The sequence below is a fragment of the Marinobacter nanhaiticus D15-8W genome, from assembly GCF_036511935.1.
Classification (GTDB): Bacteria; Pseudomonadota; Gammaproteobacteria; order Pseudomonadales; family Oleiphilaceae; genus Marinobacter_A; species Marinobacter_A nanhaiticus.
This window is the reverse complement of record NZ_AP028878.1, coordinates 4891896-4908619: the sequence shown is the minus strand read 5'-3', so window position 1 is coordinate 4908619 and position 16724 is coordinate 4891896. Positions and strand designations below refer to the sequence as shown.

General features: G+C 59.5%; 12 protein-coding genes and 2 pseudogenes. All 14 read right to left on the bottom strand.

Annotated elements, in window-relative coordinates:
- Window positions 1-14 precede the first annotated feature (14 nt).
- The 14 genes and pseudogenes from RE428_RS22090 to rpe all read right to left on the bottom strand — a co-directional run bounded on the left by RE428_RS22090 (window position 15) and on the right by rpe (window position 16724).
- On the bottom strand, window positions 15-365 hold the full coding sequence (locus RE428_RS22090) for a hypothetical protein (RefSeq protein WP_004579994.1): 351 nt from the start codon (window positions 363-365) through the stop codon (window positions 15-17).
- Between the two features lie 14 nt (window positions 366-379).
- A pseudogene (locus RE428_RS24500) lies at window positions 380-706 on the bottom strand (EndoU domain-containing protein); the annotation flags it as partial.
- 99 nt (window positions 707-805) lie between these two features.
- Window positions 806-1421 (bottom strand): annotated as a pseudogene (locus tag RE428_RS24495) (RHS repeat domain-containing protein); the annotation flags it as partial.
- 156 nt (window positions 1422-1577) lie between these two features.
- Window positions 1578-2003: a hypothetical protein gene (locus RE428_RS22075; RefSeq protein WP_004579995.1), complete on the bottom strand. Its 426-nt coding sequence runs from the start codon at window positions 2001-2003 to the stop codon at window positions 1578-1580.
- Window positions 2000-6808 carry an RHS repeat-associated core domain-containing protein gene (locus RE428_RS22070; RefSeq protein ID WP_004579996.1) on the bottom strand — a complete coding sequence of 1603 codons (4809 nt, stop codon included), beginning with the start codon at window positions 6806-6808 and terminating at the stop codon, window positions 2000-2002. Before RE428_RS22070 ends, RE428_RS22075 begins: the two co-directional genes overlap by 4 nt.
- A 14-nt stretch (window positions 6809-6822) precedes the next feature.
- Entirely contained in the window at window positions 6823-7599 is a 777-nt protein-coding gene (locus RE428_RS22065; protein ID WP_004579997.1) for a DUF4123 domain-containing protein, read from the bottom strand.
- Window positions 7592-9649 carry a type VI secretion system Vgr family protein gene (locus RE428_RS22060; RefSeq protein ID WP_004579998.1) on the bottom strand — a complete coding sequence of 686 codons (2058 nt, stop codon included), beginning with the start codon at window positions 9647-9649 and terminating at the stop codon, window positions 7592-7594. The genes RE428_RS22065 and RE428_RS22060 overlap by 8 nt, the downstream gene beginning before the upstream one ends.
- A gap of 223 nt (window positions 9650-9872) precedes the next feature.
- The gene (locus RE428_RS22055; RefSeq protein ID WP_004578655.1) at window positions 9873-10391 is read right to left on the bottom strand and encodes an Hcp family type VI secretion system effector; all 519 of its coding nucleotides are present in this window, start codon (window positions 10389-10391) and stop codon (window positions 9873-9875) included.
- A 442-nt stretch (window positions 10392-10833) separates the two neighbouring features.
- On the bottom strand, window positions 10834-11646 hold the full coding sequence (gene trpC / locus RE428_RS22050; RefSeq protein ID WP_004579999.1) for an indole-3-glycerol phosphate synthase TrpC: 813 nt from the start codon (window positions 11644-11646) through the stop codon (window positions 10834-10836).
- A 304-nt stretch (window positions 11647-11950) separates the two neighbouring features.
- Entirely contained in the window at window positions 11951-12979 is a 1029-nt protein-coding gene (trpD, locus tag RE428_RS22045) for an anthranilate phosphoribosyltransferase (protein ID WP_004580000.1), read from the bottom strand.
- 45 nt (window positions 12980-13024) lie between these two features.
- Window positions 13025-13630: an aminodeoxychorismate/anthranilate synthase component II gene (locus RE428_RS22040; protein ID WP_004580001.1), complete on the bottom strand. Its 606-nt coding sequence runs from the start codon at window positions 13628-13630 to the stop codon at window positions 13025-13027.
- 10 nt (window positions 13631-13640) lie between these two features.
- Window positions 13641-15128, bottom strand: coding sequence for an anthranilate synthase component I (trpE, locus tag RE428_RS22035; RefSeq protein WP_004580002.1), 1488 nt, complete (start codon window positions 15126-15128; stop codon window positions 13641-13643).
- A 238-nt stretch (window positions 15129-15366) separates the two neighbouring features.
- Window positions 15367-16050: a phosphoglycolate phosphatase gene (locus RE428_RS22030; protein WP_004580003.1), complete on the bottom strand. Its 684-nt coding sequence runs from the start codon at window positions 16048-16050 to the stop codon at window positions 15367-15369.
- The gene (gene rpe / locus RE428_RS22025) at window positions 16047-16724 is read right to left on the bottom strand and encodes a ribulose-phosphate 3-epimerase (RefSeq protein WP_004580004.1); all 678 of its coding nucleotides are present in this window, start codon (window positions 16722-16724) and stop codon (window positions 16047-16049) included. The genes RE428_RS22030 and rpe overlap by 4 nt, the downstream gene beginning before the upstream one ends.

Here is a 16724-nt window from a genome sequence, read left to right as displayed (position 1 = left end):
AAACCTCCATTCGATCAGGAAACCGTACCACTCGGGTTTCGCCTCCATTCATGCTCCAGGAAATTGACCCAATCGTTGAATAGGCTCCGAAAATCGGCGAGTGAAGTTATTTCGCTTCCTCCCTCGTTATCGCCTTCGAAGAAATCTAGTTCTACCATTTTATCTGGTCTAAAAGTTAAAACAGCATCGGTCCGTTCAACTTCCAATTCTTCTTTAAGCCCAACTTGCGTCCTTTTAATGGCCGATTCAAGCTCTTCTAGTCTGCGAGGCACGAATTCGAAAGATAAAAAATGACCAAATGCTTTGGCGTCGTCAACCACACATACAGGATAATTTGATTGGTTGACAAAGAATCGATAGTTCATGGATCTAATAGCCTTTACTCGAGTACGGGCCAAGCCGTACGTATTTCAAATGGACGGTTCGAGTCATCAGCGTAGCCCTCTATATTTAGTCCGGAAGAAGATTGGCCAACCCACTTTCCAGATGGCGGTGCCCCTGCCTGTTGATAAGCCTGCTGAATCTCGCTAACGATACGATCCTCGTTCCAATCATCTGGGAACATGGTTGATTTTCCCGAATTCCCTTTCGGGTTTAACTTTGGCACCCAATTTTGTGACTTTGGATCGAAAACTTCGACCCTAGCTTCATAAACGCCAGCGGGGTTTCGGGGGGTGAGTTCCTCTAAAATTCGTAGGTTAGGGTTCTTATAATGGCCACCTGTCGCGCTGGGCATTCGGGTTTTTAGTTTGGGAATCCATTTAGATGGATTGATTTCGCCACGTATGTGGTCGAGATCAACCCTTGGCAGTGGTGGCCGCTTTCCTCCAGGACAATTCCCCTTCTCACAAGCCAACCCCAAAGGATCCACCCACCCGGTCGGATTCGGCACGTACTGATAGTTGTTCAAACCACCCGCCAACCCAATGGGGTCCGGCGTTATAAACCGTCCCGTAGCCGGATTGTAGTACCGATGGCGGTTGTAGTGGAGGCCGGTTTCGGGGTCGTAGTACTGGCCCTGGAATCGTAGTGGATTCTGGACCTCGGCTATCTCTTTTTTGACCACGCTGCCATAGGCGCGGTAGGTGGCGGACCAGACGATGTGTCCGGTAGCGTCCGTCATTTCCTGGGGGGGTGCCCAGGTGGTCCAGATGGTAATAGTAGACGCGGCTGTTTTCTGCGCCATAGCCATCGGCCAGGGCAAGCGGGCGGAAGCTGTCCGGCTCGTAGAGGTAGGTGCGGTAGTCGTCGCCGCTTTCCTCGGCGATCAGGCGGTCGCCCTGCCAGATAAATTCGGTGCGTTGGTGGTCGTCTTCCTTGGCGATGCGTCGGCCAAAGGCATCGTAGGCGTAGCGGAAGCTGCGGCCGTCGGGGCGGATCACTTCCACCAGGCGGTGTTCGCAGTCGTAGCGATAGGTGGTGCGGCGCCGCAGGTCTAGACGAACGTCAGCGGCCGTTGTGGACGGAAGATAGGCTGCTTCGTTTGCTATGCAGGCTCTTCACTTTGGGTCACATAAGACTCAGCTGTATTTTATTAAGCACTTTCCGTTTCCCTTTAGTTGCAAAACAATAAGCTACTATATGGCTAATATCCCGATTGAGTAAGTGGATATAGATTGATCTGGGTGGTGTTGAAGTCGAAGTGCCATTTTTTTTGCCAGCTCAGGAAAATGTAGTGCTGCTTGCTCTAATGCTGTTGAAAGCACACTTTCACTCGCATCTGTTGAAGCAATATATAGGATGGTTTTTTTGAGTTTGTTATCGCTAGATATTTCGCAAAGCGCTGATAGGGCGGCTTCGCGGATTTCTTCATCTTCATTTGAAATCGTAGTCTTGGCGAGGGCGGCCAGAGCTTCATCGTTTTCTTCTCTTGCTGCTTTCAAGTTTTCGATAGCCGCTAATCGCGCATAGTGCTCCTCAAGGTATACTGGAACCACGTTCGCCTTTCCTTCTGATGGGGGCTCTATACCCAAAAGGATATTAATGTCGTTTTGAGTCGTCATTCAAAGTGTGCCCGTCGTAACAAATCGATTTGATGCTCGGTGGCATTGCCATTTCGCCAAGCGCGAGTGGCATCGCGAAATTCGCGCTCTGGGATCCAAAATTGCGTGCCATTGTCTCCCTGTGCCAGCTCGAAGACCTCTTTGCGCATTCGCCCATCAGGTGTTCCGGACAGCGTTTTAGTGACACGCCAGTTTGGTAACGTCCCCTCTGGTGCGTTGGGTGTGGGCTCATGCCATCGAACCTCGAAGCGATTTATCCTACCTTCAACTTCTTCAGTCCACTTGTAAGAGACTTGTCTGTAGCCCGCACTTTTCGCCACCGGTCCGTTTACAGTAGCGTTTTTAGGTATTTGAATGGGAGACTCATTCGCAAGTTCCCAAGGATTTTCTGGATTGTTTCCTTTACCAGGGCAACAGTTTGAGCCAGCAATCAACCCCAATGGATCCACCCACCCGGTCGGATTCGGCACATACTGGTAGTTGTTCAAACCACCCGCCAAGCCAATTGGATCAGGCGTTATAAACCGTCCCGTAGCCGGATTGTAGTACCGATGGCGGTTATAGTGGAGGCCGGTTTCGGGGTCGTAGTACTGGCCCTGGAATCTCAGCGGATTCTGGACCTGGGCGATTTCCTTTTTGACCACGCTGCCATAGGCGCGGTAGGTGGCGGACCAGACGATGTGTCCGGTAGCGTCCGTCATTTCCTGGGGAGTGCCCAGATGGTCCAGATGGTAATAGTAGACGCGGCTGTTTTCTGCACCATAGCCGTCCGCTAAGGCAAGCGGGCGGAAGCTGTCAGGCTCGTAAAGGTAGGTGCGATAGTCGTCGCCGCTTTCCTCCGCGATCAGGCGGTCGCCCTGCCAGATAAATTCGATGCGTTGGTGTTCGTCTTCCTTGGCGATGCGGCGGCCAAAGGCATCGTAGGCGTAGCGGAAGCTTCGGCCGTCGGGGCGGGTAACTTCCACCAGGCGGTGTTCGCAGTCGTAGCGGTAGGTGGTGACCAGTTTCTGGTCCTTGCCACGCCGCTCGGCGACCAGGTTACCGAAGTCGTCGTACTCGTAATGACAGTCACCATGCAGGGTCAGGCGGTTGCCCTGGACGTTGGCATTGATCGTGGGCGACGCGTTTTGCGCCTGCTCCAGCAGGTTGCCGGCGGGATCGTGGATCAGTTGTTCGTAGACGTCGCCCCGTACGCCCACCAGACGGTCACGCGGATCGTAGACGTATTCCCGTAGACCTTTGCGGCTGTCGTTGACGGACCTGAGGTTGCCTGTGGTGTCGTACTGGTAGTCGCGCTGGTAGAAGATGTCCTTGACGCGTTGCTGGTGCAGGCGATGCTGGGTAAGCCGCCCTTCGTCGTCGTAGACGTAGGCGCTCAGGAGATCGCCCTGGGTGCGCTCCAGCTCCTCGCCGGTTGCCGCCATGCGGTGGCGGGTCAGCGCGCTTCCGTTGAGATCGATGCCTGCCAGTAGGCCGGAAGCATCGCGTTGGTAGTCGATGCGCTGGCTGTCGGGCAGGGTCATGCCGTTAAGGCGATCAAACGCATCATAGTGATAGTGCAATGACGCCCAGCCTTGGTGCTCCGTGCGCAGCAAACCCTGCTCGTCATAGTGGAACGCGAGCGGCCAATGGCCATCGTCGACGGCGACCAACTGGCCATCACGGTTGTAGCGATACTGGACTTCACGACCATCCGGCAGAACCTTTTTGGTCAACTGGCCGACGACATCGCGTTCGTATTGGGTGACCTGAAGCGCGTCCTCGCCGGTGCCGTACTCGGTCTTCTCCAGCAGGCGACCGTTGAGGTCGTAGCTGTAGCCTGTACGCCGTCCATCGAAGGCGGTTTCCTCGCGAACCAGACCGTTCGGGTAGTAGTCGATGCGGTAGCTTTCGCCACGCTCGTTCTCGATCTGGGTCAGGAGGAAGCGGTGGTGATCGTAGCGGTACTTGAGCTCGCTGCCATCCGGATTGATGCGGCGGCTGAGCAGGTGCAGGTTGCGGTCGTACTCGTAGCGAGTTTCACGGCCCTGTTCGTCGGTGAAGCGGGTGACCTTGCCAAAACTGTTGTAGGCGTAGCGGCGCGAGCGATTGCCGGACAGACGTTCCTCGATCACCCGCCCCAGCGGATCGTGCACGTATTGGGTGATCGCACCCCGGGCGTCCTTGCGGGCGAGCAATCGGCCGAAGGCATCGTAGCGGTATTTCTCGATGGCGCCGGTGGGGGCGCGCTCTTCCAGCAACTGGCCCTTGTCGTTCCACTGCCAGGTATGGCGACGGCCGTCGGGCAGATCCGCCCGCGTGAGTTGGCCCTGCCTGTTGTAGCTGTAGGCTGTAACGCGGCCTTTGGGGTCGATTTCCCGGGCGAGGTCGCCGTGAGCGGTATAGGCAAAGGTCCAGACCTGGCCGCTGCGGTGAATCTCCGCAATGCGACCCTGACGGTAGGTGAAGAGAATGGGCTTTTCGTCAGGCCCCACTTTGCTGACCAGCCGGCCCGTCTCGTCGTAGCTGTAGGTTGTTTTGGCACCGAGGGGATCGACGCTGGTGACTAACCGGCCCTGGTCGTCATACTCGTTAATATGTTTGGCGCCGTCCGGATCGATCTTGGTCTGGAGCTGGGCGGCGCCGTCGTATTGCCAGTGTTCCTCGCTGCCATCGACATAGGTGATGGTGCAGGTGTGTTTCTCGTCGTCCCAGGCGAAGTGGGTGTCGGTTTCCGGGCTATCGCCCCACTGGCGGATACAGCGGCCTTGCGGCGCGGCTTCGTCCCAGGCCAGGTAGAAGCTATAGCCACTGGCCAGTGTGCGTTGGACCAGCATGTGGTTATCGAACGCATAGCGCTCGGTTTCACCGGCGGCATTGGTGGCTTCGACCAGATCACCGCCGTCGTAATTGTAGGTGTGGGCGGTTTGCAGTTGTTCCCAGGTGGGGCCGTTGTCGGTCAGCCGGCGGTGAAGAAGTGTGACTGCGACAAGACGATCGTCACGGTATTCGAAAGCCAGGGCCCGGTTAGCGTCGTTGACGAGACGATGCATACGCCCGTGCAGGTCGTAACCGAGATGCAGTTCGTTGCCATAGCGATCGCTGATGCGGACCAGCCGGCCTTCATTGCCGTGGCGTTCGAAATGGTAGCGAGGTTGTTTTTCACCAGCGCAGGTGACGATCTGAGTGCCGTCCCGCCAGGCGGCCATGCCGGACTGTGAATTGCGACCGAAAGGCGCGCTGTCGAGTGAAGGCAGACGCGTGTTCTTGCCCTCGTGGTCGTGCCAGGTGATGCCGTCTTCAGTAAAAGCCAGGCTGTGATTCAGGCTATGACGCCAGCCATAACCCATATCCAGTTGACGGTCACTGGAGCCAGAACGGTAGATCCGTCTGAATTCGAACGGTAGGGGGCCCTCCAGACGGGCATCCACCAGTTCCAGAATTTCCTCGCCGGTAACCGTGCTAACCGGATCGCCGCAGGTTTCTGTGGATGCATTGTCCTGGGTTGCGCGGCCCTGGTCAGTGGTGGAGGGTGACGGTTCGTCCGGCCCGTCGCTGCGGGCACGCTCGCTGACTGCTGCGCTGTCGTGTCGCTGGGCCTGCAGGGGTAACGCTTTTTCGTCGGCTCCCAAGGCGTTGTACGCCGGATGCTGGGTCTGCATGTCCGCGCCGCGTGCGGCCGAGGAAGGAGACAGGTTGCTTTCGCCTGCGGTCTGGATCCTTCGGTGATTGGTGCCGATATCGTCCATGTAATGCTGGAAGCCGTCGGATAGTTTCACCAGGAACGGCCCCAGGTCCACACCATCGTGAACGTCATCACCTGCCCGGCCGACGGCCTTGGCCACCGCCTTGGTGCCGATCCGGGCGCCGTACTTGGCGGCCAGTCCCGCGCCGCCGGTAATAATCAGACCCACGACCACATCGAACAGCACCTGGCCGAGGAGCTCACCGGCCATATCCGCAAGCTGGGTGGGCGACTGCATGCGGAAGTACTGCCGCAGCGTGTACATCACGATGAAAAGGAAGATTTCGTCGTTGGCCACCAGACAGGCTTTCAGGTAGGCGTCGTCCGCTTCCTTGAGTTTCTCCATCTGCTCGGCCATGTCTTCCGGCATGTCGGAGAAGTCGTAGTCCAGCAGCCCGCAGATGATGTCGTAGATGCGTTTGAGGTCGTCGAGGATGCCGGTGAAGCCATCGGCAAGTCCGCTGATGGCGCTGGCGTAGACGGCATCGTCGCGTCGATCGGCGGGCAGGGCGAGGTAGCTGTCCCATTGCTGGCTGGCCCCGTTGTTCCAGGCCTCGTCGAGAACACTGCAGCAGGATTCGATGAAGCCAACGTAGCTGGCGTAGAGTGCATCCATATCGGCTTTGGAGATATCCGGCGCCAGGATAACGCGGTATTCCTTGCCCGGCGTTACGGTCACTTCGGCCAGCCCGTTGGCATCGGTGATGCCGCTGGTCACGGTTTCCCAATCGTCACCAAGCCAGCCGCCCTTGTTTTCCTGCACCTCGAACGGCGTTTCAGGAATAGGCGTCTTTTTGATGTTCTCGTGGAAGTGGGCGATCTTGAGCTTGCGCAGTTCCTCACACGGGGCGACGGTAGATGAGACCACTTCGTCTTCGTCGGCTCCGCTGCTAGTGCTGGCGCCATTCACCTCGAGGACCTGTTCGTGGCCCAGGAATACGGACTTGAACCAGTCGTCCTTCCATTCGTCGTAGTTCTTGACGACCGCTTCCCTCAACTCGCGGGTGAGGGCAGTGATGTCCGGCTTGAACGTGTCTTCCTGGGTGGAAGCGCTTTGTCCCATCGTTGGCGCAATGGTCATGGGTGATCCTTACCTCAAATTGAACGCCCAGCGTCCTGCTGGAGGCGATACTGCAATGCGTGGAATGTGGTGGCATCGAGCTCGGTAACGGGTGTTGGCCCGATCAGTTTGCGCAGGTGGCGCTGAACTTTCTGCCGTGCAACCGGGGCCGGGTAGAAGCCGATCGGTGAAGGCTCCAGTTGGTGGAGGGCCGCTAGGGTGTTGTCGACCAGTTGGTCCCAGCAGACCGATGCCAGCGCGTCCTCAACGGAACGTGGCAGTGAGAACCACGGGAAAGGCTTCTCTTCGCTATCGATGGCTGGCCGGGGATTGGTTCGCAAGCTTTGGTCGGGAGCAATCCAACGTTCAATAGGGCCCAGCAGTCGCGCTTGCTGGTCTGAGTCCAGCGAGTCGTGGATTACGCCGAGAAAGCGGGCATCCCAATGACGAAAGAAGACGGTTTTGCCGTTGCTCAGTGTGATCTGTGTGAGGCTGCGCAAATGTGCGAACACGGTATCCATAGGTGCGCTGGAAACGGCCGCCCAGCCCCAGTCTGGAGCAGAAGTCTCGTCAATCCAATCCAGAAAGCCGCTCTCAGGTGATACGGCGGCGAGGTAGGGCATAACCTCCTGCCAGCCGGCGTAGGCTGTACCCATGTAAAGTGGTTGCGCGCTCAGCCCATCTCGGTCGAAGAAGTGACGTACGGGTTGGCTGTCGCTAGTGCCGCTCAGCACAAGGTAGATGTTTGGTGTTTGTGGACACTCATCGGCAGCTTGCTTGAGGCGTTGCCGAAATGAAGTCTGGTCAGACATCGCAGACGCCCTCACGGCATTTCACGCACTCCTCGCAGAAAGGCGCGGCAGATTTGAGGTTGTTCGCCTGGGGGCGGGTCAGTGGGACTTCCGCAAGCTGTGCCGGCTCGATGGCCTGGTGCAGGTTCTTTTCCATATCTTGTGGAAGGGCAGGCCCCAAGGCGCCTTGTCCTGAACCGCTGCCCGGCGCCCCGCCGGAATTGATCTTGAGTGTCGGGCCGGAAAGGGTCACGCCACTGGCGTCCAGTTTCAGGAAGCTGCCGCCTGCGGCAATGGTCAACTCGGCACCAGCGTCCAGCACCACTTTGGCACCGGCTTTGTAATGGGCTTCGCTACCCGCTTCGGTGAGGGTGGAGGTGGCGGATTTCTGATGCAGCGTGCCACCGACCGACAGGCTCATGTCCTTGCCCACCTTCTCTCGCTTCTCCCCATCCACGGTGCTGTGGTCGTTGGCCTTGATGTGGCTGTAGCGGTCATTGTCGACGGTCAGGTGGCTGTTGTTGCGGATGACCTCGGTGCGGTCGTTCTCGGTCAGCAGGTCCAGGTCCTTCTGGGCATGGACGTAGATCTGTTCCTGGTTGGCTTCGTCCTCGAAGCGCAGTTCGTTGGAACCTTCACCCTTGTGGGTCTGGGTCTTCAGGGTGGTCCGGGTCTTGTGCTCTGGCAGCGCATAGGGCGGCGTGTTGGTGGCATGGTAGGTCTGCCCGGTGATGATCGGCTGGTCCGGGTCGCCATCGAGGAAGGAGACGATGACTTCATGGCCGATTCTGGGGATGGCCATAAACCCGTAACTGCCCCCGGCCCAGCCCTGGGAGACCCTTAGCCAGGCACTGCTGTGTTCGTTATTTTCCGAGTAACGATCCCAGGGAAATCTTACTTTGACGCGTCCATGGGCATCGCAGTGGATCTCTTCACCCTCCGGCCCAGTGACGATCGCCATCTGCGGGCCGTCCATGGTCAGGCGCTTGGGCGGTTTCGGGCGCCAGGTCTTGTCCCCGGGAATGGCCTGGAAGGTGTTGCTGTAGGTGGTGGCGCCACTGCCCCCTTCCTCTTCCAACGCCTGGGGCTGTTTGCCGGTGTGGGTCAGTTCGGTCAGCAGCCAGTCGCGGTTGAGGCTGTCGCTGGTGTGGCCTTCAAGGATGAACCGGGCCCCGGCGGTGAAGTCCGCCCGGTTGCTTGCCCCGTGGCCGACACTGGCGTCCCGTCTGAGGCTGTCCAGCCGTGCCTCGGTATACGGCTGACCGGCGGCATCGGCCTTGAACCGGCCGGGGTAGTCGTAGTGTTCGTAGTCGGTGCGTTGGTTTTCTTCAATACCGGCGGCCTGGGCCTGGTGCATCAACGCATAGGCGGGGTTCCTGAAGGTGTAGTCCTTCAGCGCCACCCCGGCCACCGAGACGGTCTCGGTGTACTGGAGCTTGAACACGCAGGGGCTCTTATGGCTGCCCCCGGCGGTGGCGTTGTAGCTCGCCTGCGGCAGTTCCGGGGCATCCCGGTGGTGATCGGCGATCACGATGGGCTGACCGGCGGTGGCGGTATCAAAGCGGTAGTGCCAGCCCTCTTCGGCGGCCAGGCGCTGGAGGAAGGCCAGGTCCGTCTCCCGGTGCTGGACACAGTATTCCCGTTCGGCCGGTGTGCGCTTGAGGTCGAAAGTCTTGTCCACCAGGCCCCGCTCGTCCAGCAGGGTGCCGAGGATGGTCTCCGGGGTCTGCTGCTGGAAGATGCGGCTGTTGTGCATCAGGCCCAACCGCCACAGGGCCGGTTGGACCTGCACCCAGTAGCGGGTGCGCCGGTGGCCGGTATCGCCCCGGCTGAAGGCGCTGACCACCCCCTGCACGGTACGGATCGCCTGGCCGTCCTGCCAGATCACCAGTTCCGCCCCCTGGTCCAGCACATCGGCCACCGCCAGGTCGGCAAAGGTGCTGGCGAGGTTCAACTTCAAATCAAAGGGCCGGGACAGGCCTTCGGTCAGCTCGAAATCCACCACCGCGAAGGTGTCGTCGGGCAAACTGCCAAGGCGGGCCGTGAACTGCAGGCCGGTGGGCTGGGACATGGGGTCTCTCTTCCTTGAGTCGTCACTGCTTCCTGCCACGGGCATACCCTGCCCGCGGACGCGTCAGAGTCTAACCGCTCTGGGCCCGCAACGCTGTAGGCGATCTCGCAGGGCCACAGCGGTTATCTCTCACGACGGCAAAACGGCCAGCAAAGGCTGGCCGTTCTGGAACACGCGGTCCAGGCTTCCATCACGACAGAAGCCCTGAACCCAACGCGAAGCCTTAGGCTTCGACCGGCGAACGCCAGTCGTCAGAGCCGGAGGTACCGGCGACGCCGTGCTCCCAGGTGACCTTGCGGTACGCCACAGACACTTCCACCAGCTGGGTGAACTCGGCCTTGGCCGGGTCCTGGCAGTGGGGCATCTTGCAGTCGATGTTGATGATGGTGGCGTCTTCCAGGATGGTGGAGAAGAAGTGCTCCTGCTTGCCTTCAACGGAGGTGCGGTACCACTTCAGCTCGACCTTGGGCAGCATCTCGCCGGAGGCCAGGGCGTTGTACATCAGCGGGGTGGACTTGTTCAGGGCCGCGGTGAACTTGAACGGCTTGTGAACGCGCTGGCCGGACGGCTGACCGGATTGGGGGTCGGTCGGTACGGTAACGATGTGGCTGAATTCCTGCACCAGCATCTCGTCTTCGTGACCTTCGACGTAGATGTTACCGACGGAGTCGGCGGTGAAGGCGCCGGCGGTGATGTTGCCCTGGGTCTTGCCTTCGATACTGATATAACACGGCGTTGGCATAGTCTGCTCCTTGACGGAAAAATGAGGAGCCAAAAAGGGGCTCCGGTTGAGTCCATTCAGTGTGAGGACGCCAAAGAGAGAACAAGTCTTGTGCCAGGAATGGGAAAGGCAATAAAAACAGACGACTAGCTAAAAATCACACGTCGCCCTCCAAGCCCGCCAAGCAAACTCTTGCGCTGACTGAGCCAGATCTTGCTGGGTGGGCGAAATATTGCCTGCGACTTCCAGAGGAAAGTGAAAGGACGGAAAAGCAGACGAGTCAGACTGGATACTCGAGCGGGAAGCGAAGGCTGACCTTCGCCTGCGCCGCCCTGTAGGGCCGTCCCTGGCCCCCCAAGACGGATCGGGGCGTCCGTGCCCCTACTTCGGCGAAGGTCAGCCTCCGCTTCGTTTGGACTCGCGATATCGTGTCGCTAAGAGGTTGCGGCTGGGGTTTACGGTTTTAAAAGAAAAGCTCTTGCAGCTTTTCTCCCGGATCTGGTGCGCGCATGAACGATTCGCCTACCAGGAAGCCGTAGATACCCTGCTCGGTCATGGCCGTTACGTCGTCGCGGGTGAGGATGCCGCTTTCGGTGATGGTCAGGCGATCCTCGGGAATACGGCGATGGAGTTCGAAGGTGGTATCCAGGGACACCTCGAAGGTATGCAGGTCGCGGTTGTTGATGCCTACCAGCGGTGTTTCGAGGGTCAGGGCATCGTCCATCTCTTCGCCGTTGTGGACCTCCACCAAGACATCCAGTCCGATTTCTCCGGCGATGCCGGCCAGTTCCTGCATCTGGTCGCGGGTCAGGCAGGCGGCGATCAGCAGAATGCAGTCCGCCTCAATCATCTTGCTTTCGTAGATCTGGTAAGGCGCGACCATGAAGTCCTTCCGGATCACCGGCAGACCGCAGGCTTTGCGCGCTGCGGCAAGGTAGTCTTCGTGTCCCTGGAAGAAATCCTTGTCGGTGAGTACGGACAGACAAGCTGCGCCACCGGCCTCGTAACTTTCGGCGATCTCGGCCGGTTCGAACGGATCGCGCAGAACGCCCTTGCTGGGCGACGCTTTCTTCACTTCCGCGATCACCGCCGGGGACTGTTTCTCGATGCGCGTCCGCAGCGCATTGGCAAAGCCCCGTGCCGCCAGCGTATCCGTTGCCCGGGCGCGGACATCGGCCAATGGCTGGCGACGCTGGCGATAGTCGATTTCCTCCCACTTGCGTTCGACGATGCGGCGCAGGATGGTCGGGGTACGGTCGGGGCCGGAGCGGGTCATCGGTTTAATCCTATGGAATTCGGTTCAGGTGCTGTTCGTAAAATGTAGCCGATGCTTCAGAGGGCGTTGCAAAAGTACCCGTATCTCAAAATACCGGCATAAACTCCCTCTCCCCTCGCGGGAGAGGGCCGGGGAGAGGGGGATAGCGCCGTCAGGCGCTCATTGTTGCCAGAGCCGACTTCGAGCGAGGCTTTCGCCTCGTCCCCCTCTCTTCAAACCTCTCTCCCGCAAGGGGAGAGAGACTTAAAGGGTGCAAACTTTTGCAACACCCTCTGAAGCATCGGCTACATTTGCACATCGCGATTCAGAAACAGTGGGAGAAGTCGGCCAGCTCGGTCATCTTGCCCATGGCCAAACCGCTGCCGATGGCATCATGTGCCCGTTCAACGCCTTCGCCAATGGAGTTGGCGAGGCCCGCAACATAGATAGCTGCACCCGCATTCAGGGCAATCAGGTCCCGCGCCTTATCGACGTTCTCGGTATGCCCGCGACCCAGGGCGGCCTTGATCAGTTCCAGGGATTCCTCGGAGCTGTCGACGGTCAAGCCCACCAGGCTTTGGCTCTTGATGCCGAAATCTTCCGGTGCGATATCGTACTCGGTGATCTGCCCGTCTTTCAGTTCGGCCACGTGCGTCTTGTTGGCCAGACTGATTTCATCCAGCCCGTCCTTGGAATGCACCACCATGATGTGCTCGCTGCCCAGACGTTGTAGTACTTCCGCCATGGGGCGACACAGCCGCTCCGTGAACACACCGATCAGCTGGCGCTTAACGTCTGCCGGATTGGTCATCGGGCCAAGGATATTGAAGAGGGTGCGCATGCCCAGTTCCTTGCGTGGGCCGATGGCGTACTTCATGGCACCGTGATGGGACGGGGCGAACATGAAGCCGACGCCGATTTCCTCGATGCAGCGGGCAACCTGTTCCGGCGTCATGTTGAGGTTGATACCTGCTTGTTCGAGCAGGTCAGCGCTACCGCTCTTTGATGAGACAGAGCGATTGCCGTGCTTGGCGACCGCGCCGCCTGCGGCGGCCACGACGAAGGAGGCTGCGGAGGAGACGTTGAACAGGTTAGCGCCATCACCCCCAGTGCCTACGATATCCACCAGGTTGTCGGCCTTGACGGTCACGCCTGTGACCAGCTCGCGCATGACTTCCGTGGCGCCGGTGATCTCGTCGATGGTCTCGCTCTTCATGCGCAGGCCCATCAGCAGGGCGCCGATCTGGGCATCGGTGGCCTCGCCGTTCATCACCAGGCGCATGACCGCCTTCATCTCTTCCGTCGATAGGTCCAGGTTTTCGACGATACGGTTCAGTGCAGCTTTGATATCCATTGCAATCTCTCTATGTCCGTGATGCCTGATTCTGTTGAACAGGAATTAGGCAGCCTGATCCGGGGCGGAGGACGGCATGCGCAGGAAGTTGCGCAGCAGCTCGTGGCCCTGTTCGGTCATGATGGATTCCGGGTGGAACTGGACGCCTTCGATCGGCAACGTCTTGTGACGAACCCCCATGATTTCCTCGACAGAGCCGTCGCTGTTGCGGGTCCAGGCGGTGACTTCCAGGCAGTCCGGCAAGTGGTCCTTGTCGATCACCAGGCTATGGTAACGGGTGGCTTCCAGCGGATTGTTCAGTCCGCGGAACACGCCTTTATCGGCGTGGAACACCGGAGATGTCTTGCCGTGCATTACCTGGCCGGCGCGAATGACCTTGCCGCCGTAGACCTGACCAATGGCCTGGTGGCCCAGGCAGACGCCGAGAATGGGCAGGCGGCCGGCGAAATGGCGGATGGCTTCCATCGAAATGCCAGCTTCGTTAGGCGTGCACGGGCCGGGAGAGATGACCAGGCGTTCGGGGTTGAGCGCCTCGATCTGCTCGACGGTGATCTCGTCGTTGCGATTAACCTGAACATCGGCGCCCAGTTCGGCAAGGTACTGGACCACGTTGTAGGTAAACGAATCGTAGTTGTCGATCATCAGTAACATGGTGGTTCCCCTATCGATCAAACGCGTTCAGTGCCATGGCCACCGCGCGGAAAATCGCTCGGCCCTTGTTCATCGTCTCCTTCCACTCGAGACGGGGCACCGAGTCGGCGACGATGCCAGCGCCGGCCTGGATGTGCAGGGTGTCGTCCTTGATGACGGCCGTACGGATGGCGATCGCCGTATCCATATTACCGTTCCACGACAGGTAGCCGACAGCACCGCCGTAGACGCCGCGTTTGACCGGTTCGAGCTCGTCGATGATCTCCATGGCGCGGATTTTGGGCGCGCCACTCAAGGTGCCGGCGGGTAAGGTGGCGCGTAGGACATCGATACAGGAGGTGCCAGGCTTCAGGCGGCCGGTGACGTTGGAGACGATGTGCATGACGTGGGAGTAGCGCTCCACCGCCATCTTCTCAGTCAACCTTATAGTGCCAGTCTCGGAGACTCGGCCAGCGTCGTTGCGGCCCAGGTCGATCAGCATCAGGTGTTCGGCGATTTCCTTCGGGTCTGCGACCAGTTCCGCCTCCAACGCCCGGTCCTCGGCTTCGGTGGCGCCGCGTTTGCGGGTTCCGGCGATGGGGCGAACCGTGACCTGTTCGTCTTCTACGCGCGCGAGGATTTCCGGCGACGAGCCGACAATATGGAAATCCTCGAGATCGAGGAAATACATGTACGGCGACGGATTCAGCACCCGCAGCGAGCGGTACAGGTTCAGCGGCGGCGCGGCGAATGGAATCGACATGCGCTGTGAAATCACCGTCTGCATGACGTCGCCGTCGAGCACGTAGTTCTTGATGGTATCGACGGCCTCTTTGAACTTGTCTTCGGTAAAGCCGGAGACGAAATCGGTCTCGTCCACCTGGGTGCCGCGCAGGCCTTCCGGCGTGACCGGGGCATCGGCGGTCTGGCGGTGGAGCCGATCTTCCAACGCATCGAGGCGGCTTTCGGCATCGGCCAGGGCGTTATCATCCGCAGGATTGACGTGCACGATCAGGTGTAGCTTGCCGCGCAGGTTGTCGAACACCACCACCTCATCGGACACCATCAACAGGATATCCGGCGTGCCCAGCTTGTCCGGCGGGCAGGTGTTGGCCAGGCGCTTTTCGATAAAGCGCACGGTGTCATAGCCGAAATAGCCCACCAGACCGCCGTTGAACAGCGGCAGGTCCGGTAGATCCGGTGACTTGAAGCGCGCCTGGTATTCCTCGACGAAGTCCAGCGGATCACTACTGGTGTGGGTTTCGATGACGTCGCCGTCGCGGGTAAGGGTAATCTGGTCGCCCTGGACGCGCAGGATTTCGCGGCAGGGTAGGCCGATGATCGAGTAGCGGCCCCACTTCTCGCCGCCGGTGACGGATTCAAACAGGTAGGTGTAGGGGCCATTCGCCAGCTTGAGGTAGGTGCTCAGCGGCGTGTCCAGGTCGGCCAGTACTTCACGTTGGACAGGAATGCGGTTATAGCCGGCGTCAGTCAGCTCGGCGAACTGTTCGGGAGTCATGAATCGGTTTCCTGAAATCTGATCTGCTCAAGCCACACAGCGGTCCACACGGACGGGCACTGCAGGGCCGGTTTCAGGCAAGTGCAGAACGGGACGCACTCGCCGGGCTGTCAATCAGCCGGTGCGCCATCGCCACCATCGGGTTGCGCGTGAGGTCAGCACGCTACGCGCGTTTGCAGTCAGTTTCAGTCCCCGCACGAGGATACTCCGAGAAAGGTCGTTCAAATCAGCAATGAGGTTACAAAAGCTCCACGAGCGAATCAACCACAATATCGGCCCCGGCTTCATCGATGTTGCCGCCGTAGTTGTAGCCATAGCGTACGGCAACCACAGGTACACCTGCGCGTTGGGCGGCCTGGATGTCGTTGACCGAGTCGCCCACCATTAGCGTGCGGGCCATGTCTCCGCCCAATTCTTCGACGGCGTAATAGAGCTGTTCGGGGTCGGGTTTTTTGACGGGCAGGGTATCGCCACAGACGGAAATCCTGAACCAGTGCGCGAGTCCCATTTTTTCCAGCAGCGGGCCGGTAAAGGCCGTGGGTTTGTTGGTCACCACGCCGAGCCGCACGTTTTCTGCGGCTAGTGCGCGCAGGAAAGGTTCCACGCCGTCATAAACGGTGGCGAGTCGACCATTGAGATCGCCGTAGGTGTCGAAGAACAGGTCCAGGGCGTGCTTGAAGTCGCTCTCGCTAAACGGCTCCCCGGCTTCGTAATCGAATCCACCCGCGAGGGCACGTTTCACCAGGACCTGGGCGCCGTTGCCGACCCATTCCCGCACACGATCGATGCCGGCGGGCTGTTGGCCGATGGTCTCAAGCATGGCGTCGATGGCAGCCGCCAGGTCCGGCGCGCTGTCTACCAACGTGCCGTCCAGGTCGAAGAGTACGGTGCCAGGCCACTGGCCGTCGAATAGCTGCCTCATACCGAGCGGCTCAGCGCAATCTGTTCACGCAGGGCGGCGATGGTGGCGGCGTAATCTTCGGTATTGAAGATAGCCGATCCAGCGACGAAGGTGTCGGCGCCTGCAGCAGCGATTTCGCGGATGTTGTCGACTTTCACGCCGCCATCGATTTCCAGGCGGATCGTCCGTTTGCTGGCCTCGATGCGGCGGCGGGCTTCACGCAGCTTGTCGAGGGTGCCGGGGATGAATTTCTGACCGCCAAAGCCCGGGTTAACTGACATCAGCAGGATCATGTCGATGCGATCCATGACGTAGTCCAAATGGTGCAATGGCGTCGCCGGATTGAAGACCAGCCCCGCCTGGCAGCCGCCGTCCTTGATCAGTTGCAGGGAACGATCGATGTGCTCCGAGGCTTCCGGGTGGAAGGTAATGTAGGTGGCTCCCGCGTCGATGAACATGCGGATCAGGTCGTCCACCGGCTTGACCATCAGATGGACGTCGATCGGCGCGGTGACACCATGCTTGCGCAGGGCCTCGCATACCATGGGCCCGATGGTCAGGTTGGGCACATAGTGGTTGTCCATGACGTCGAAGTGGACGACATCGGCGCCCGCGGCCAGTACGTTGTCCACTTCCTCCCCCAGTCGGGCAAAATCGGCGGACAGGATCGAGGGCGCGATCAGGTCGGGCAACAT